Source organism: Albidovulum litorale, from assembly GCF_025751495.1.
Lineage (GTDB): Bacteria > Pseudomonadota > Alphaproteobacteria > Rhodobacterales > Rhodobacteraceae > Albidovulum > Albidovulum litorale.
In genome coordinates this window covers 215,553-233,206 of record NZ_JAOWKZ010000001.1, presented here as the reverse complement: position 1 = coordinate 233,206, position 17,654 = coordinate 215,553, and the positions used below count along the sequence as shown (strand labels likewise).

17 protein-coding genes are annotated in these 17,654 nt (G+C 60.1%); 8 read left to right on the top strand and 9 right to left on the bottom strand.

The genetic code is table 11. The annotated features are described in order from the left end of the window. The first annotated feature begins 53 nt into the window (after nt 1–53). From soxA to OEZ71_RS01075, 8 genes are all read left to right on the top strand, one after another. The gene (gene soxA / locus OEZ71_RS01110; RefSeq protein WP_263738088.1) at nt 54–911 is read left to right on the top strand and encodes a sulfur oxidation c-type cytochrome SoxA; all 858 of its coding nucleotides are present in this window, start codon (nt 54–56) and stop codon (nt 909–911) included. 121 nt (nt 912–1,032) lie between these two features. Then, nucleotides 1,033–2,724, top strand: a complete 1,692-nt coding sequence (soxB, locus tag OEZ71_RS01105; protein ID WP_263738087.1) for a thiosulfohydrolase SoxB — start codon at nt 1,033–1,035, stop codon at nt 2,722–2,724. Nucleotides 2,725–2,832: 108 nt separating this feature from the next. Next, entirely contained in the window at nt 2,833–4,095 is a 1,263-nt protein-coding gene (gene soxC, locus OEZ71_RS01100; RefSeq protein WP_263738086.1) for a sulfite dehydrogenase, read from the top strand. Then, nucleotides 4,079–5,164: a c-type cytochrome gene (locus tag OEZ71_RS01095; protein WP_263738085.1), complete on the top strand. Its 1,086-nt coding sequence runs from the start codon at nt 4,079–4,081 to the stop codon at nt 5,162–5,164. The genes soxC and OEZ71_RS01095 overlap by 17 nt, the downstream gene beginning before the upstream one ends. A gap of 2 nt (nt 5,165–5,166) precedes the next feature. Beyond that, nucleotides 5,167–5,886 carry a c-type cytochrome gene (locus tag OEZ71_RS01090; protein ID WP_263738084.1) on the top strand — a complete coding sequence of 240 codons (720 nt, stop codon included), beginning with the start codon at nt 5,167–5,169 and terminating at the stop codon, nt 5,884–5,886. A 12-nt stretch (nt 5,887–5,898) separates the two neighbouring features. After that, nucleotides 5,899–7,164, top strand: a complete 1,266-nt coding sequence (locus tag OEZ71_RS01085; protein WP_263738083.1) for an NAD(P)/FAD-dependent oxidoreductase — start codon at nt 5,899–5,901, stop codon at nt 7,162–7,164. A 60-nt stretch (nt 7,165–7,224) separates the two neighbouring features. Continuing rightward, the gene (locus tag OEZ71_RS01080; RefSeq protein WP_263738970.1) at nt 7,225–8,130 is read left to right on the top strand and encodes an MBL fold metallo-hydrolase; all 906 of its coding nucleotides are present in this window, start codon (nt 7,225–7,227) and stop codon (nt 8,128–8,130) included. 61 nt (nt 8,131–8,191) lie between these two features. Continuing rightward, nucleotides 8,192–8,629, top strand: coding sequence for a DUF302 domain-containing protein (locus OEZ71_RS01075; protein WP_263738082.1), 438 nt, complete (start codon nt 8,192–8,194; stop codon nt 8,627–8,629). Nucleotides 8,630–8,632: 3 nt separating this feature from the next. On the opposite strand, the gene OEZ71_RS01070 is transcribed toward OEZ71_RS01075, so the two are convergent. The 9 genes from OEZ71_RS01070 to OEZ71_RS01030 form a co-directional block, all read right to left on the bottom strand. After that, entirely contained in the window at nt 8,633–9,115 is a 483-nt protein-coding gene (locus OEZ71_RS01070) for an A24 family peptidase (RefSeq protein WP_263738081.1), read from the bottom strand. A 12-nt stretch (nt 9,116–9,127) separates the two neighbouring features. Beyond that, nucleotides 9,128–9,994 (bottom strand): helix-turn-helix domain-containing protein, encoded by an 867-nt coding sequence (locus OEZ71_RS01065; protein ID WP_263738080.1) that lies wholly within the window; start codon nt 9,992–9,994, stop codon nt 9,128–9,130. Nucleotides 9,995–10,324: 330 nt separating this feature from the next. Then, on the bottom strand, nt 10,325–11,326 hold the full coding sequence (locus OEZ71_RS01060; RefSeq protein ID WP_263738079.1) for a type II secretion system F family protein: 1,002 nt from the start codon (nt 11,324–11,326) through the stop codon (nt 10,325–10,327). Nucleotides 11,327–11,339: 13 nt separating this feature from the next. Further along, nucleotides 11,340–12,308, bottom strand: a complete 969-nt coding sequence (locus tag OEZ71_RS01055; RefSeq protein WP_263738078.1) for a type II secretion system F family protein — start codon at nt 12,306–12,308, stop codon at nt 11,340–11,342. Beyond that, on the bottom strand, nt 12,305–13,696 hold the full coding sequence (locus OEZ71_RS01050; RefSeq protein WP_263738077.1) for a CpaF family protein: 1,392 nt from the start codon (nt 13,694–13,696) through the stop codon (nt 12,305–12,307). Before OEZ71_RS01050 ends, OEZ71_RS01055 begins: the two co-directional genes overlap by 4 nt. 11 nt (nt 13,697–13,707) lie before the next feature. Beyond that, a complete protein-coding gene (locus tag OEZ71_RS01045) occupies nt 13,708–14,913 on the bottom strand; it encodes an AAA family ATPase (RefSeq protein ID WP_263738076.1) in 1,206 nt (401 codons plus the stop codon). A gap of 38 nt (nt 14,914–14,951) precedes the next feature. After that, nucleotides 14,952–15,626: a TadE/TadG family type IV pilus assembly protein gene (locus OEZ71_RS01040; RefSeq protein ID WP_263738075.1), complete on the bottom strand. Its 675-nt coding sequence runs from the start codon at nt 15,624–15,626 to the stop codon at nt 14,952–14,954. Beyond that, entirely contained in the window at nt 15,623–16,138 is a 516-nt protein-coding gene (locus tag OEZ71_RS01035) for a TadE/TadG family type IV pilus assembly protein (protein WP_263738074.1), read from the bottom strand. The genes OEZ71_RS01040 and OEZ71_RS01035 overlap by 4 nt, the downstream gene beginning before the upstream one ends. A gap of 4 nt (nt 16,139–16,142) precedes the next feature. Beyond that, a complete protein-coding gene (locus OEZ71_RS01030; RefSeq protein ID WP_263738073.1) occupies nt 16,143–17,651 on the bottom strand; it encodes a Tad domain-containing protein in 1,509 nt (502 codons plus the stop codon). Between the last annotated feature and the right edge of the window lie 3 nt (nt 17,652–17,654).

Below are 17,654 nucleotides of genomic sequence, written 5' to 3'. Positions count from 1 at the left end.
GGACAGGGCCGCTGCCGGCGTGATCGGCGGCGGATACTCAGGGAGGATAACGCATGAACATGAGACTACTCGCCGGCGGCTGCGCCCTTGCGGCTCTGACGCTTACGGGGCTCTCCGCCACCGCCGATCCCGCAGATGACACGCTTGTCGTCAATGGCGAGATCAACATGATTACCCGTACCGACAAAGCGCCTGACTACATCGAGGGCCTTTCGGAGCAGTATTCGGGCTGGCATTTCCGCGAGGATGATACGCGCGTGATGCAGGCCGACGACTTCGACAACCCCGGCATGCTCGGCGTCGAGGCGGCGCAGGGTGTCTGGGATACTGCAGACGGGACTGAGGGCAAGGCTTGCGCCACCTGCCACGAAGGTGCGGAAAGCATGGCCGGCGTCCGCGCCGTGATGCCGAAGTTCAACGAGGAAAAGGGTGAGATGTACACGATGGAGATGTACATCAACCAGTGCCGGACAGAGCGCATGGGCGCGGAAGCCTGGGACTGGGACAGCGCCGACATGGTCAATATGACAGCGCTCATCTCTTCCGTTTCGCGCGGTATGCCGATGAATGTCGCCATCGACGGACCTGCCGCCCCGTACTGGGAGCAGGGTAAGGAGATGTACTACACGCGCTATGGCCAGCTTGAGCTTTCCTGCTCGAACTGCCACGAGGACAACTACGGCAACTACATTCGCGCCGACCACCTGAGCCAGGGCCAGATCAACGGCTTCCCGGTCTACCGGCTGAAGGACGCTAAGCTTTCGTCGATCCACAACCGCTTCAAGGGCTGCATCCGTGACACGCGCGCGGAGACGTTCAAGCCGGGTTCGCCCGAATTCATCGCGCTGGAGCTGTACGTCGCTTCACGCGGCAACGGACTGTCGGTCGAAGGACCGTCGGTACGTAACTAGTGGCAGGGCCGGGCGGTTCGCCGCCCGGTCTATTCGTTAGTCCATTTTCACTACGGCAAAGGCCGGACGCGCGTCTTGCGCGACCGGTGGAGTATTGCCGAACGACAAGGAAAGACAGGCGATGATTTCCCGGCGGGATTTTTTGCAGGCAACAGTCGCGGCCTCGGCGCTCTGGGGCGCGTCGGGCGTGGGCAACTGGGGGCGGCTGGCCGCGCAGCAGGCGCTGACGCAGGACAAGCTTCTGGAGTTTGAGGATTACGGCAACGTGACCCTCATCCACATCACCGACATTCACGCCCAGATGAAGCCGATCTGGTTCCGCGAGCCGGAGATCAACCTTGGCGTGGGGGAAGTGAACGGCCTGCCGCCGCACGTCACCGGCGCCGATTTTCTGAAGCTTTTCAACATCGAAACCGGCTCTCCTCACGCCTACGCGCTGACCTATCCGGATTTCGAGGCGCTGGCCAAGGGCTATGGAAGGATGGGCGGGCTCGACCGCTGCAAGACCGTGATCAAGGCAATCCGCGCGGCGCGGCCCGATGCGCTGCTCCTCGATGGCGGCGACACTTGGCAGGGGTCGCTGACGGCGGAACGCACCAAGGGCCAGGACATGGTCAACGTGATGAACGCGCTGAAGCCCGACGCGATGACCTCGCATTGGGAATTCACTTTGGGCATCGACCGGGTGACCGAGATCGTCGAGGGGCTCGATTTCCCCTTCCTTGGCGCGAATATCTTCGACGCCGAATGGGACGAACCGGCCTATGAGCCTTACAAGATGTTCGAGGTCGGCGGCGCGCAGGTCGCCGTCATCGGACAGGCCTTCCCCTATCTGCCCATTGCCAACCCGAAATGGATGTTCCCGAACCTCTCTTTCGGCGTGCGCGAGGAGCGCATGGCCGAGGTCGTGCAGGAGGTCCGCGACGCCGGTGCCGATCTGGTTGTGGTCCTGTCCCACAACGGTTTCGATGTTGACCGCAAGATGGCGGGCAAGGTGGAGGGGATCGACGTCATCCTGACCGGCCACACCCATGACGCGCTGCCAGAACCGGTCATGGTCGGCCAGACATTGCTGATCGCTTCGGGGTCCAACGGCAAGTTCATCAGCCGCGTCGATCTCGACGTTCAGAACGGCCAGATGATGGGCTTCCGCCACAAGCTGATCCCGATCTTCTCGGATGTGATTGAACCCGATGCCGAGGTGGCCGCCCTGATCGATGCGGAACGCGAACCGTTCAAGGCCGATCTGGAAGAAGTGCTCGGCACCACCGACAGCCTTCTGTACCGCCGCGGCAACTTCAACGGCACCTGGGATGATCTGATCTGCAACGCGTTGATTGACGAACACCAGGCCGATATCGCTCTCAGCCCAGGCTTTCGCTGGGGGCCGAGCCTTCTGCCCGGCGACAGCATCACCCGCGAGGATCTGCACAACGCGACCGCCATGTCCTACCCGGCGGCGTACCGCAGCGAGATGACGGGTGAGACCCTGCACACGATCCTTGAGGACGTCGCCGACAACCTCTTCAACCCCGATCCCTATTACCAACAGGGCGGCGACATGGTTCGCGTGGGGGGCATGGGCTACCACATTGATGTGTCCAAGCCGCAAGGTTCGCGCATCACCAACATGACCATGCTGAAAACCGGCGAGGCGGTCGACCCGGCCAAGACCTATGTCGTCGCGGGCTGGGCCAGCGTCAACGAAGGCACCGAGGGTCCGGCGATCTGGGACCTTGTCGAGGGCTGGATCAAAAAACAGGGGACCGTGACGGTCGATCCCAACACTTCCGTTCAGGTCACGGGGGCATGAGATACGTGGCCACCACCACGGGTTTGGGCCGCGCCTGCCGGACGGGGACCGGCAGGCGCGGCCGCGGACAGGAAATGAACATGCAGTATGAGACGACAGGAGGTTTCAATGGCTGAGACCGAAAAGAAAGGCCCGAACCGCCGGGCTGTACTGGGCGCAGGTCTTGCGACCGGTGCACTGGCAGCGGGAATGGGGCGGGCGCAGGAAGCCGATCCGCTGATCACAGAGGTGCAGGACTGGGCGTCCTCCTTCGGGGACCCGGTGGATGCGGCGCCTTACGGTACGCCGATCCGGTTCGAGAGCCATGTTGTGCGGCGCAATGTCGAATGGTTGACCGAAAGCCCGGTTTCCTCGATCAACTTCACGCCGATCCACGCGCTGGAAGGCACGATCACCCCGCAGGGCTGCGCCTTTGAGCGGCACCATTCGGGCGCGATCGAGCTTTCCAAAGCCGACTACCGGCTGATGATCTCGGGCCTTGTCGAGACGCCGATGGTCTTCACCTACGAAGACCTGATGCGTTTCCCCCGCACTGTCACCACGGCATTCTGCGAATGCGCGGCCAATGGCGGCATGGAATGGGGCGGGGCGCAGCTTGAGGGCTGCCAGTTCACCCAAGGCATGATCCACAACATGGAATATACCGGCGTGCCTTTGCGCCTGTTGCTGGAAGAAGCCGGGGTCAAGCCCGAAGGCAAGTGGGTCTATGTCGAAGGCGCAGACGCCTCGTCGAATGGCCGCTCAATGCCCTTGGAAAAGGCGCTTGATGACGTTCTGGTGGCCTTCTTTGCCAATGGCGAGGCCTTGCGCAAGGAACACGGCTATCCGGTCCGCCTCGTCGTGCCGGGTTTTGAAGGCAATATGTGGGTCAAATGGCTGCGCCGCATCGGGGTTTACGATCAGGCCGTCGAAAGCCGCGAGGAGACGTCGAAATATACCGACCTGATGGCCGATGGTTCAGCGCGGAAGTGGACCTGGGTGATGGATGCGAAATCCGTCATCACCTCGCCTTCGCCACAAGCGCCCATCCGCCACGGCAAGGGGCCGCTGGTCATCACCGGCCTTGCATGGTCGGGGCACGGCAAGATCGACCGCGTGGATGTGTCGCTGGATGGCGGCAAGAATTGGCAGACTGCGCGCCTGTCAGGCGACGTGAAGCCGAAAGCTCTGACGCGTTTCCATCTGGATATCGACTGGGACGGGTCGGAACTGCTGCTGCAATCCCGCGCCATGGATGAGACGGGATATGTCCAGCCGACAAAGGATCAGCTTCGCGAAATCCGGGGCCTGAACAACGTCTATCACAACAATTCCATCCAGACATGGTGGGTCCGCGCCGACGGGGAGGTCGAGAATGTCGAAATCGCTTAAACTCCTCGCCTGCACCGTCGCGCTCACGGCCGCGACCCCGCTTATGGCCGAAAAGACCGGCCTTGGCCGCCCGGCGCTGCCGGAGGAAGTGGCGGCATGGGACGTCGCGGTCCTACCGGACGGTACCGGCCTGCCGGAAGGCTCGGGCGATGTCTTCACCGGCGATGAGGTCTTTGCCGAGAAATGCGCCTCCTGCCACGGCGACTTTGCCGAGGGGATCGACAACTGGCCGGTTCTCGCGGGCGGGCAGAACAGCCTGACCAACCGCCGCCCGGTCAAGACGGTCGGATCGTACTGGCCCTATCTCTCGACCGTGTGGGATTATATCCACCGCTCGATGCCTTTCGGCGCGGCCCAGACCGTCACGGCGGACGAGGCCTATGCAATCACCGCCTTCATTCTCTATTCCAACGGGCTGGTCGAGGACGACTTTGTCCTGTCGAAAGAGAATTTCACCGAGGTCAGGCTGCCGAATGAGGGCGGTTTCCGGCCCGACGACCGGGCAGAGGCGGAATACCCGCTCTTCACGGGCGAACCCTGCATGGCGGATTGCGCGGGTGACTTGAAGATCACCAAACGCGCCGTCGATCTGAACGTCACGCCCGAGGACCCCGACGGCAAGCCCGCCGGAACCCTGCCGCCCCTGACACTCGCGGCAGCGGGTGACGTTGCGGCCCCGGCAGAGGAAGCGGCGGCTGAAGTCGCACCTGCCGAGGAAGCGGTTGCCACGGAAACCGCCGCCGCCGATCCGGCGCTGGTCGAGGCGGGCGAGAAGGTCTTCAAGAAGTGCAAGGCGTGCCACAAGGTCGGTGACGGGGCCAAGAATGCTACCGGCCCCATGCTGAACGGGATTGTCGGCAAAGCTGCCGGTGCCGTGGACGGGTTCAAATACTCCAAACCGATGCAGGCAGCGGCCGAGGGCGGGCTGGTCTGGAGCCATGAGGCTCTGGCGGAATTCCTCGCGAACCCGAAGGGCTACATGAAGGGCACCAAGATGTCGTTCGCGGGCCTGAAGAAGGCCGAGGAGATCGACGCCGTGATCGCTTACCTCGGCACGTTCGGCGGATAGGGATGGCGGGGCGGGGGGACATTCACCTCGCCCTCGGCCTCGCGCTTCTGGTGGCGTGGGGCGGTTCCCAGGTGTCTGCGTCCGAGATCGGCGATGCCGGGAAGGGTGCAGAGATTTGGGGCGAGTGTTCCGGTTGCCACCAGATCGGACCCGAAGCGAGGGATGCGATCGGGCCGAAACTGAACGGCATTTTCGGGCGAAAGGCTGCGAGTATCGAGGCGTTCCCCTATTCCCGCAGCCTGGAGCGTGCCAGGCGCGACGGGCTGTACTGGACGCTGGAGACGCTGGATGTCTATATCGAAAACCCGCGCACCTTCGCCTCCGGCACACGTATGTCCTACCGTGGGCTGAAAGACGCAGGCCAGCGCGCCGACCTTCTGGCCTTCCTGCGCGACTTCTCCGACAAGCCGCGTGACATCCCCGAGGCCGAACCGACCGCGCGCCGCACCCTGCCGGAACTGCCGCCGGAAGTGCTGGCGCTGAAGGGCGATCCCGAATTCGGGGAATATCTCGCCAGCGAATGCCAGACCTGCCATCAGGCAAGCGGTGCGGATGAGGGCATCCCCTCCATCACGCTATGGCCTCAGGAAGATTTCGTATTGGCGATGCACGCTTACAAGCAAAAGTTAAGACCGCACCCGGTCATGCAGATGATGGCCGGACGCTTGACGGAGGAGGAGATCGCGGCGCTTGCCGCCTATTTCGGAACGCTGGAGGAATAAAGGGAGGGAGACATGAAGCTGAACAGACGTGGGTTCATCGGTACGCTCGCGGCCTCAGGCGCGGTGCTTTCAGCCCCGGCGGTGCTTGGCCAGGCCAAGCCGCGCGTCGTGGTCATCGGCGGTGGGGCGGGCGGGGCCACCTGCGCGCGCTACATCGCCAAGGACAGTGACGGCGCCATTGACGTGACGCTCGTCGAACCGGCCGATATCTATTACACCTGCTTCTTCTCCAACCTCTATATCGGCGGCTTCCGCGATTTCGATAGCCTCGCGCACCGCTATGACAAGCTGACCGGCGAGTATGGCATCACCCATGCCCGCGCGATGGCCTCGGGCGTTGACCGCGACGCCATGAAGGTAACGCTGGAGGGGGGCGAGACACTGGCCTATGACCGGCTCGTTATCGCGCCCGGCATCGACTTTGTAGACGGGTCGGTCCCCGGCTGGGACCTGTCGAAGGCCGAGATCATGCCCCATGCCTACAAAGCCGGGCCGCAGACCCAGCTTCTGAAAGCGCAGGTGGAGGCGATGCCGGAAGGCGGTACCTTCTGCATGGTGGCCCCGCCCAACCCCTATCGCTGCCCGCCCGGTCCCTATGAGCGGATCAGCATGGTCGCCCATGTTCTGAAAGAACGTAACCCGACGGCAAAAATCCTGCTTGTCGACCCGAAGGACAAGTACTCCAAGCAGGGCCTGTTCGAAGAAGGCTGGCAGAAGCATTACTCCGGCATGATCGACCGGATCGGCCCGGATTTCGGTGCGGCGAATGTCGAGGTGCGGCCAAATGCGATGGAGGTCGTGATCGACGGAGAGGTCGAGAAGGTCGATGTCTGCAACGTCATTCCGGCGCAGAAGGCTGGTTTGATCGCGGCGGCGGCGGGTGTGACCGACGACACCGGCTGGGCCCCGGTGAACCCGCATTCCATGGCCACCCGCGCCGATCCGAATGTCTATGTGATGGGCGATGCCTCAGCCCAGGGTGACATGCCCAAGTCCGGCTTCTCGGCCAATTCTCAGGCCAAGGTCGCGGCGATGAATATCCGATCGGAACTGACGGGGTCGAAGGCCTTCCCGGCCAAGTATTCCAACACCTGCTGGTCGCTGATTGACACCGATGACGGCGTCAAGGTCGGCGCCTCCTACGAGGCGACGGATGAAAAGATCGCCAGCGTCGACAGCTTCGTCAGCCAGACAGGTGAGGATGCCGACCTGCGCAAGGCGACATATGAGGAAAGCCTTGGTTGGTATGCCGGGATTACCGCTGATATCTTCGGCTGAGGCCAGCAATATGGATGGACGCCCCGGTTCGGGGCGTCTGCGCAATCAATCAACAGGATCATCATGCTGACGCGCAGAACTTTCCTAGGCTCCGCCGCCGCCCTGCCATTCGTCCCACGTCGGGTCTGGGCCGCGAGTACACTGACATTGGGTGACGTCCGCATCGATACTCTGTCGGACGGAAATCTTACATTGCCCGGCAGTTTCCTGTTTTCCGGAATGCCCGAGAGTGAGTTGACGGAAATCCTCGGCCGTTACGGGCTGTCGTCCGATCAGGCGACGCCGCCCTGCAACGTCACGCTTTTACGCGACGGCACGAATACTGTGCTCTTCGATGTAGGGTCCGGGCCGGATTTCCAGGCCTCAGCCGGCAAGCTTTCAGAGGCGATGGACGCCATCGGTGTTGCGCCTGATGATGTGACGCATGTGCTGTTTACCCATGCCCATCCCGATCATCTTTGGGGTGTACTCGACGAATTCGACGAACCGGTCTTCGCAAATGCGGAATACATGATCGGGCAGGCCGAGTTCGACTACTGGACAGATCCGGGTACCGTCTCAACCATCGGCGAGGAGCGTGCTGCCTTCGCTGTTGGCGCAGCGCGGCGGCTTGAAGCGATTGCCGATCGGGTACGGCTATTGGCCGACGGAGAGGATGCGTTGAACGGCGTCGTCGCCCGGCTCACGCCGGGGCATACACCCGGCCACCTCGCATTCGAGATTGCGGCACCGACACCCGTGATGGTGCTCGGCGATTGCATCGCCAATCACCACGTCGCCTTTGAACGCCCAGACTGGCTTTCCGGATCGGATCAGGACCGTGAACTGGCGGCCGAGACCCGGGTGGCATTGCTCGGCCGGCTTGCGGATGAAGCCATTGTTGTCACCGGCTTTCATCTGCCGGGTGGAGGCGTCGGTCGTGTCGAAAGGGCCGGGGCAGGGTATAGTTTCACGGAAGAGATCTAAAACGCGCGACCACTTAATTGCATTGGCCCAAAAGGCCATGCGTAACCATGGAGGGTCTGACATGCTTAAACTCGGTAAAGCTTCATTGATCGCGATAGCGCTCAGCTGCGGAACTGCCGTCGCGCAGGAGGCGACCACCTATCCGTTCGAAGGCAGCTTCGAAGACGCGACTTTCGCTGTCGAAAACGCGATCATCGGTCAGGGGCTGGTGATCGACTATACGAGTCATGTGGGCGAGATGTTGGCCCGCACCGGCGCCGATGTCGGCAGCGACGTCAAGATATTCGACGCGGCGGATGTGTTCCTGTTCTGCTCCGCAGTGCTGTCACGCAAGGTGATGGAAGCCGATCCGATGAACATCGCCCATTGTCCCTATGGCATCTTCGTCACGGATAGCGATGGTGCGGTTCAGATTGGTTACCGTCACTTCCCTGATGGGCCGATGGATGAAGTCGAGGCTCTTCTCGATACAATCGCGCGGGATGCCGCCGGGTTGTGATCCTCAGCCCGGCAGCGGTACGCCAAGCAGCATGACCACCAGCGGGTGAGCGAGTCCCGCCATGCCGATGGACAGGCCCATCGGAAACTTCGTGCTGCCCGAGATTGCTTTCCAGTGCTGTCCCGCAAGGGCCGGGACCCGCCGCAATCCCAAAATGAGGACGATGCCCAAGAGAAGTGCGGCGGAAAAGACGTAGCCGAAGACTGACAGGGTCGTGACCGGGATGAACAACATCAGAGCGGACAAGAACTTTACGTCACCACCTCCCCAAAGGTTGAAGCAGAATCCCGCAAACCCGATCCCAAAGACCGATCCAGCGACCAGAATGCGCAGCCAGAGATCTGACGGCTGAAAGACTATCGCAATAATCAAAAAGAACCCGACGGTGGAAAGGCTGAACCAGTTCGGAATGCGCATATAGCGCATGTCGGACCAGACAACAGCCATGAGAAGCGGCGAAAGAATGAAAAGCGGCAACAGGCTCATCCCCGACATCCCTCACGCGCAGTTTCTGTCGGACAGGTCATCATCCTGCGTGGTGGCAAGTAGTCGGAAAACCAGTTCCGCGAGGTTGGAGGTGTTGGTTTTTGCGTAGATGCTGCGCAGATGAGACCTGATCGTGGATTCAGAGACTGCAAGCTCCTCGGCAACACCGAGCACCGACCTGCCACGGCTGAGCAGAAGGCAGACGCGAAACTCGGCCCGGCTGAGCCGTGCCGGATTGGTAATGCCAAGGACCGAGCCGCCAACGGGTCCCTTGCCCTGCCCGGTGTCGCGCGGTGCGCGGTTGCTGAGCGCCGTACGGGCGACCAAACCAACCTGGCGGCTGGCCCATGTGCGGGCCATGGTCGGCATCACTGCTGCAAACGCCGCCTGAACCGGACCCGGTACCGGGTTTGTAAAGTGCAGTTCAATATGGTCGCGAACCGGCGGACCACCGGTCAGGACCAGTGCCGCAAACTCGGTCAGTCCACGGCGGTCCTGCCAGTTGGCAAGTGCCGGATCGGGCGTCTCGCCGGCATCGTCCTCATGAGTCGACGCGAGCCAGATCGAGCCGGGACGCGGTCGGGCAAGTGGACGCCCGAAGCACCCGTCCGCAAAGGAAGACGTCAAAGGTGAACTTGTGCTCGCACTCCGCCTGTCCCAAACAGCGATGCGCGTGGGACGGAAGTCCGTCATATTCGTTCTGACCAGCAGCGCCGCTTCGGCGCCAAACCCGATGGCAAGATGTGCAAATGCATCTTCCAGGCTGGTGCCGCCGTGGAGGGCATCGCACCATTCGGCCATTGCTTCAATAATGCCGGTTTCAAACGATCCGGCCGCAATCGCCCTGAACTCACCGTTTTGTACAAAATTACTCGTCATGTCGCCTCCAGAAGACATCACCAATTCCTCGTCGGCAGAACCAAATCCGCGACGCTGGAAAGAGCCGTTAAAAAAAATCGATGCCGGGAAATCTGCCCCGTACCCTTACTCCACGATTGATTTTTCATGGCTATCGAAAGGGAGTCAACTTTTTGACGGAGTCCCTAGCTATAGGGCTGAAAAATACAACCCAAGAGTGAAATCAGGGGTGTTTCTGGAGGAAAGTGATTAAATTAGTTCCGCTATTGTTGCGCTTAACAAAATTGATGAGTCGTTCTATTAAAAGTTATATTAACTGAAAATGAACGGTATATTAACATACCGTTCATTTTACTTATTGGCGAAATACTCGACGTAGCGGATCACAACCGGTCCGAGCGTCAGCATCAGCAATGCGGGCAACATGAGCGATGCCATTGCTGCGGACATCTTGACTGGCAGTTTGTTCGCCTGTTCCTGCGCTTTGAGCTCGCGGTCACGTCGCATCTCGGTTGCATACGTGATCAAGGTTTCGGAAATCGAACTGCCGAACTGCATGGATTGCAGGACCACACTGGCGAATGCGTGAACTTCTTCGACCCCGGTCCGGGCAGCCATGTCGAACATTGCATCGCCTCGGTTCCTCCCCGCCTGGATCTCCCGTTGCGCGGTTAGGAACTCACCCGAGATGGCCGGGGCGGCAACCTCCAACTCGTTTGCAACGCGAACCATCGCCGCATCGAAACCCAACCCAGCCTCAACGGAAATTTGGATCAGATCAAGTGCATTTGGAAAGCTATCGCTTATAGCGCGTCGACGCTCCTCAGCGCGGGACTTCATCCAGTAAAAGGGACCGAAGAATCCAGCGCCCACGAGTATTACTAGCAACTGGAAGATTTGAAGCTGATTGAAGCCGACGAGCGTTTCGTCAATGCCTGCTGGCAAGACGGCAAACCCGCTTCGTGCCGACCAGAGCATGACCAAAAAAACCGTCGGCAGGATCAGGGCCAGAGTCAGACGTAGCAGGTAGAAATTGCGTAATGATTGTGGACCATTGAATCCGGCGAGAGCGAGTTGCCGTTGGATATCACTGCGTTCCTGACGATCAACCGGGATAAGTGACTTCATCAAGCCCTTCGGGTCGGCGTTGGCGTGGCGCAGAATGCCCATGTCGGCGGACGACCCGCGCTTCCGGCGTTGTTCCTCCATCCGCCGCAGAACAGGGTCCTTGCTAGCGAACGTACCTGTCAGTCCAAATACGATCAGCATCGTGCCGAAGCCGACACCGAGCACAACGAGTGTTTGCGGTGTGACGCCGGTACCGGAAAGAAGCCCCTGAATGGAGTCCAGCATTTGCTTAGTTCCCCTAGATTCTGAAATTAACAAGGCGCCGCATGACGAAGAAATTCGCGACAATGAGCACGACGACAAGGATGGCAATCGTGCGGAACATCGGATGTTCGCTGACACCCAGATAGTAATCGGGTGACGAGGCGGTCATTGCGCCGAAGATGACAAACGGAAGGGAATTCAAGAAATATGAGGTAAGTCGTCCTTCTGCAGATATCGCTTGTATCCGCTTGCGCATAGACATCCGGTCGCGGATGACCTTCGACAGAGTTGCCAATACATCAGCGAGATTACCACCGGTGCCGTGCTGAATCGCAACGCTAACGGCGAGGTAACGCGTGTCTTCCAGCTCCGTACGTTCTGCGAATTCCAGCATAGCATCGACGAGATCATCGCCGAAGCTGATCTGATCCACCATGATTCCGAATTCGGTTGCTATCGGATCTCTCATGTCGCTCGCGACCGATGCAATCGTAGTGTTGAGAGGATGGCCAACCCGAAGTCCGCGTGACATGAGATCAAGTGCTTCCGGCAGTTGTCGTACCAACTGATCCATTCGTTTTTTCCGCTTGATGCGGAGCCACATGACCGGAACCACGACGCTTGTAAATAAACCGAATGCAGCGGCGACCGGGGCAGCAACCATGGTCGATGCAGCAAGCGTGATAACAGCGAAAGACCCGATCATAACCGTGAGGAACAGAGACGGTGTTGTGGTCAAACCGGCACGGCGGATATCCGACGGTAGTGTCCCGATCAAGGGGACGTGTTTGAGGCTCCAATCATCGGTGTTGGGTTTCAGAAGCCGCAGCATCTCTTCAGTCGTCGCACCGGCTGCAATCATTTTCATGCGGCGGTTGCGGGTTTCAGACAATGTCTCCTTGCGTGTCAGGATCTGGTAAATCCCCGAGAAGGCGAGCAGTACCCCGACGAAAACCCCGACATAGGCGAGGGACGTAAGTTCGAAGTTTGCAGTCTGGATCATGCCCTTGCTCCGTCACTGAGGAACAGATCGCCACGCAAATCGACGCCCGCCTGACGCAGTTGCTCGTAGCATTTCGGCCGAATACCAGTGGTAATGAAATCTCCCAGAACCCGGCCATTCTCATCCAGACCGCGGCGACGGAACATGAAGATGTCCTGCATCATGATCTTGTCGCCCTCCATCCCGGTGATTTCCGAGACACTGATCACGCGACGGCTGCCATCGCTGAGGCGGTTGAGCTGGACGACGACATGAAGGCCGGAAGCAATCTGACTGCGGATCGCCGAGACAGGGAAATCGAGGCCGATCATCGTCACCATTTGTTCGATCCGGCCCAGCGCATCGCGTGCCGTGTTTGCGTGGACCGTCGTCATGGAACCTTCGTGGCCGGTATTCATGGCCTGAAGCATGTCGAAGGTTTCGGCGCCACGTACCTCACCGACGATGATGCGGTCGGGCCGCATCCGCAGAGCGTTTCGGACGAGGTCGCGCTGCGCGACCATACCGGTGCCTTGAGGGTTGGCCGGGCGCGTTTCCAGCCGCACCACGTGTTCTTGCTGAAGTTGCAGTTCGGCGGCGTCTTCGATCGTGACGACCCGTTCACTGCCGCTGATGAAGGAGGACAATGCATTGAGCATTGTTGTCTTGCCCGAGCCGGTGCCACCGGAAATCAAGACGTTCAGGCGCGCCTGGACGAGGCCTTTGAGAAGCTCTGCTGCGGCGGCGTTTAGCGTGCCGATTTCGATCATCCGGTCGAGGTTCAGACGATCCTGGGCAAATTTTCGGATCGACAGCGATGGGCCGTCGATGGCGCAGGGACGGATAATGGCGTTCACGCGACTGCCATCAGGAAGTCTTGCATCGACCCAGGGGTTGGACTCATCCACCCGGCGGCCAACGCGGCTGACGATCTTGTCAATGATCCTGAGAAGATGGCGTTCGTCACGAAACCGGACCTTGGTCTTTTCAAGAACACCCGCGCGTTCGACAAACACGCTGCGGTGGCTGTTGACGAGAATGTCGTTGACGGTCGGGTCCGCCAGCAGTGGTTCAAGCGGTCCAAACCCGAGCACTTCGTCCAAAAGCTCGTCGACGAGCAGTTTGAAATCTTCCGACCGCATCGGGCGGCCTTCCTCGCTCAGCACCTGTGAAACAAGAGTGGCCACTTCGCGGCGCAGTTCCTCAGGCTGAACCCGGTCAATGACCGACAGGTTGAGCCGGTCGAGCAGGATGTCGTGAAGATGGCTTTTCAGCTCTAAACGGGCGGTAAGCTCCAAATCCTGCTCGGTCGGCTCGGGCAGGACCGACACGGGCGCTGTGGGCTGGCGCGCCAGTTCGACGACGTTGGAGGGCTTGTCGCGATTGGTACGCGTGAACTGTTTGAACATGACTTAGTCTCCTATTTCGCCGGGCGCTGCATTGCGACCTGACGGACGGAAAGTGTGGCTCGGGCAAGGCGGGCGATTGCTTTGCCGAGCGGTGAACGGGGCGCTGCCACCGAAAGTGGTTTTCCGCGGTCTGCCGCGCCACTGGCCGCACGCGGATCATGCGGAAGCCAGTGTTCCAGTTTGCGGTCGAGCACCTTGGCAGCTTCGCGGTGCAGGCGGGATTGCATAAGCGGCTTGTGTTGATGGTTGATCACGACCTCTACCGGCAAGGCGTGATTGTCTTGCGTGAAAAAGTCGATCAGTCGACGGCAATGACGCACCGAGGAAACCGACATGTCCGTAACAACCATCATCTCGTCAGCGCGTTGTACGATGGGCTCTACCCAGCCGACGAGCGCCCGAGGCATATCGACGACCACGAATTCATATTTTTCGCGGAGTGTATCGAGGATCGCCGCAACCTGATCGGAGCGCAGCGAGTCGAGCGGCGCGAATGACGATGGTGCAGCGAGAACCGAAAGACCGCTCGGCAGGTCCACCATGGACTGCTCCAGGAAGTTGGCATCGGGCACGGTTCCGTCCAAGGCGAGCTGCAGCAATGTGTCCTGTTCGCCGAGGTCGAGAAACGACCCGACCGTGCCAAACTGCAGATCGAAGTCCACCAACGCTACCTTATGTCCAGCGCTGCGCGAAAACAGACCTTTGCTGCGGCAGAGCTGGTCGGCGAGGTTCACCGCGACCGTCGTTGAACCGACACCGCCGCGTGCCTGCGCAACCGCTATGATGCGGCCCTGTGCCTGGGCACCGCCACCATGCTGCGGCGTCTTTTTTCTGCTGAGGCGGATCATCTGGGCGTCGATTTTGCCATCGCCGGTCGGCAACGGCAGAACCTCGTCGACGCCGGCATTGCTGAGTGCGCGCGCCTTCGACAACGAAATGTCGCCATCAGCCAGCGCAACAAGCGTTGTTTCGTTTCGACGGTTCGATACCAGACTCTGTATGGCTTCGATTTCCGCACTGTCATCCGGGCTCGCCTGGAACATGATGACGTCGTAATTTGCCAATGCGCTTATCGCCTTGCCATTCATCTGGGCAAGGGTCGCGTCTTTTGTCTCGATGCGAAGGTCAGTCTCACCGGAAAACGCGCTGATGATGGCGTCGGCAACACCGCTGCCTTTCGCAATTACCAACATTGATCTTTTCGGTTCAGTTGCCATTCGTCTGTCCTTTTCGGCGCGTCAGCGCCGGGTTTGGTTTATCCATTTTCCCCAAGATTGAGGTCTTCGGCGGGAAGTGAGGTGCTCATCGCCGGGAATGGGACGGAGTTGCTTAGCGGTGTGCCAGTCGCCCCGGCGAGAGTGGCGAGCGCTCCGAGGGGCGTCACGAACTGGAACGCAAGTCCACCCGCAGGGTCCTGTATGGTATTCACAATCTCAACCGTCACGACGGGGGTGTAGGGACCGCCGAGGAAGCCGAGGTTGGGATCGGATTCGTAGCGAAAGAGCAACTGGTTCGGGGAGGAATTGCTTGGCATCAACACGCCAAGCGAGTTCCAGATTTCATTGACCGTCGGATTCGTGATGTCGCCTCTGCATGTAACGGTCGAGCTCGCGCAAACAGTCGCTCCTGCAGAGCAGAGCGTACCGAACCGCGGCGGTGTCGTGCCCGTAGGAACCGTGCCGCGCTGATGGGTGGCCGGCACACCTGCGCATGCGGGCGGTCTCACAGCGGCGATCCGCGCTGCGCGCTGCATCGCCTTGTCGGCCATCACGAAATCAGCGCTCATCCGGCCGAAATCGATCAGCCCGAACAGAAGCAATAGGAACAGAGGAAGGACGATCGCAAGTTCGACCAGCGTCGTGCCGCTGTCATCTGCGAGGAAGCGGCGACTGCAGTTCTTCATGCGGTTATGAAAGTCGATACCGGTCATGTGCCGTAGGCCCTTGCCGAATCCGTCACACTGGTCGTGACAGAGGTCATCGACGAGCCGACAAATGAAAAGATGTTGCCAAAGGGAAACGTAATAGTGAGGTTTGCGGTCACGCTCGTCACACCAACCGGGCTGATGCGGTAGGTACCAGTAGAACATGCGAGCGATGGCGTGACCGAGTTCACGGTAATATGGCCACCAAACGCAGAGGTGTTCGTTATGGTCTGGGTGACGATGGTCGTTACCTTGCCAGTATGGCTGGCGACGGATCCGGATCCTGCCGGGGGGCAGATGTTCGAAGGGACGACGCGTGACAGGTATCGGGTTGCATCGCGCACGCCGGTAATGGCGTTTTGATAGTTGATGAGCATCTGGCCCCCTTCAACTATCACCGCGAAGACGACCAGCATCATCGGCAGCGCTATTGCAAACTCAACCAGCGCAGCACCGTCATCCGAGCGGGCGAAACAAGCCCAGAACCGGCGTACTCTATGGTTCATACGCGTCGCCATACGGTCACCTGAAAAGCTGCACGACATCGTGGATGACGCCCGCCGTCCCATTGGAGCCGGGAACCTCGGCAGATCCGATGATCTCTGCATAGATATCCAGCGAAGTCGTTCCACCACTGCCGTTCTGGACGATCGGCTCGGTGATGAACATTTTGACAAACTGGTGAACCGGCACATTCGTTGCAGAACCACTGATCGACACGCCGCCCTGTGTTGGGTCACAGTTGACTCCGGCGATGATGATGACGCGCCGATCCGGGTCAGACTGCCAGGGTGAGCATTGCGCGCGCCCGGTTTCAACGGTCTTCGACGGAAGGATCGGATTGGATACCGGTGAATTTGGTGGAATGGCAAAGCCGCCGGCGTTCGTAAGCTCCCACAGGTAGGTCTGATACCGGGTCATTCCTGTGAGCGTGCCGGAAGCTACGCTTGGATGGTTCGTCGTCTCATAGGTCGCCGAATCCCAAGAACCATTCCCATAGGGCGCACAGCCTGGGAAACAGGTGTCCCTTGGAAGGGCCATGGCGTCGGTAGGATCCAACTGCCCCTGCCATCCGCACCCTCCGCCGTTTGGCTGAATTCCCTTGACGACATTTGGCGCCGGTGCAAAGCGCGGGTCGTTCATTTCCTTGCCGGGGCCATGCGTGCTGTTCGGAAACATATCAAAACGATAATTCATCGCGCTGGTGATCCCGACCTTCTGGCCCGGTTCCGTATTCACACCTTTTTGCGGGAAGCATTGGGTGATGGAGCCAGCAGCGCCGAGGATGCAGCTCAGTTGAGGTCCGGTGCCGCTGATGCCAGCGCAAGCCCCCGTTGAATCTAGTGCCAGGGTAGACGGTTGCAGGAAGCCGAAGTTCCCCGGTCCCCAAGCAGCGCCCTGTCCACCCGAGCGTAGCCGGATCATGTCACCAACTCTTGCGGGGTCTGATGCGTCAAAGCTCGGATCCGGGATGCAGAACATCATCGGCGCCACATCGCAGGCATATTGGGTGAAGCCTGCAACAGCGACCGCGTTGGTTGAGGGTGACAGGTTACCGCCGCCAAGAAATGTTGAAATCACAGACCCAAAGGCAAAACCCACGGATTTCGGATTAACAATGACCTGAGCATAGACCGCGTTTTCGGGTGACGGCGGCGACGGGTTCGGTGACGGCAGGACGAGCGGCGAAGCGTCGGAGGCGGGCAATGTGGCATAGAAGTCGAGCGTGTAGTCTGCGCTGCCGGCCAGTGCGCGGCTGCCGCTGCCAAATGTCTGGGTGTCGGCAATAAGGTTTGCCGCGGCAGCGGTCGCACGCGTGATTGAGTCAGACTTGCCATCAAGCTCGCCCGCTGCGGTGAGCGCGACATGGTCCGCAAAGGATTGAAGTTCAGACTGCGTGGCCGCCAGACGTCCAATGTCGAAGGACAGCGCGACCAGTCCCAGGACCATAGCCAGCGCCATCGCCCAGAAGACCAGTATCGTCCCGTCCTCGCGGCGTGTGAAACTGCGCAGTTGTGTACGGATCTTCATGTC

Excerpts from the sequence above, each read along its gene's own strand:
- soxA (WP_263738088.1), top strand. The coding sequence starts at position 54 with ATGAACATGAGACTACTCGCCGGCGGCTGCGCCCTTGCGGCTCTGACG.
- soxB (WP_263738087.1), top strand. The coding sequence starts at position 1,033 with ATGATTTCCCGGCGGGATTTTTTGCAGGCAACAGTCGCGGCCTCGGCG.
- soxC (WP_263738086.1), top strand. The coding sequence starts at position 2,833 with ATGGCTGAGACCGAAAAGAAAGGCCCGAACCGCCGGGCTGTACTGGGC.
- OEZ71_RS01095 (WP_263738085.1), top strand. The coding sequence starts at position 4,079 with ATGTCGAAATCGCTTAAACTCCTCGCCTGCACCGTCGCGCTCACGGCC.
- OEZ71_RS01090 (WP_263738084.1), top strand. The coding sequence starts at position 5,167 with ATGGCGGGGCGGGGGGACATTCACCTCGCCCTCGGCCTCGCGCTTCTG.
- OEZ71_RS01085 (WP_263738083.1), top strand. The coding sequence starts at position 5,899 with ATGAAGCTGAACAGACGTGGGTTCATCGGTACGCTCGCGGCCTCAGGC.
- OEZ71_RS01075 (WP_263738082.1), top strand. The coding sequence starts at position 8,192 with ATGCTTAAACTCGGTAAAGCTTCATTGATCGCGATAGCGCTCAGCTGC.
- OEZ71_RS01070 (WP_263738081.1), bottom strand. The coding sequence starts at position 9,115 with ATGAGCCTGTTGCCGCTTTTCATTCTTTCGCCGCTTCTCATGGCTGTT.
- OEZ71_RS01065 (WP_263738080.1), bottom strand. The coding sequence starts at position 9,994 with ATGACGAGTAATTTTGTACAAAACGGTGAGTTCAGGGCGATTGCGGCC.
- OEZ71_RS01060 (WP_263738079.1), bottom strand. The coding sequence starts at position 11,326 with ATGCTGGACTCCATTCAGGGGCTTCTTTCCGGTACCGGCGTCACACCG.
- OEZ71_RS01055 (WP_263738078.1), bottom strand. The coding sequence starts at position 12,308 with ATGATCCAGACTGCAAACTTCGAACTTACGTCCCTCGCCTATGTCGGG.
- OEZ71_RS01050 (WP_263738077.1), bottom strand. The coding sequence starts at position 13,696 with ATGTTCAAACAGTTCACGCGTACCAATCGCGACAAGCCCTCCAACGTC.
- OEZ71_RS01045 (WP_263738076.1), bottom strand. The coding sequence starts at position 14,913 with ATGGCAACTGAACCGAAAAGATCAATGTTGGTAATTGCGAAAGGCAGC.
- OEZ71_RS01040 (WP_263738075.1), bottom strand. The coding sequence starts at position 15,626 with ATGACCGGTATCGACTTTCATAACCGCATGAAGAACTGCAGTCGCCGC.
- OEZ71_RS01035 (WP_263738074.1), bottom strand. The coding sequence starts at position 16,138 with ATGGCGACGCGTATGAACCATAGAGTACGCCGGTTCTGGGCTTGTTTC.
- OEZ71_RS01030 (WP_263738073.1), bottom strand. The coding sequence starts at position 17,651 with ATGAAGATCCGTACACAACTGCGCAGTTTCACACGCCGCGAGGACGGG.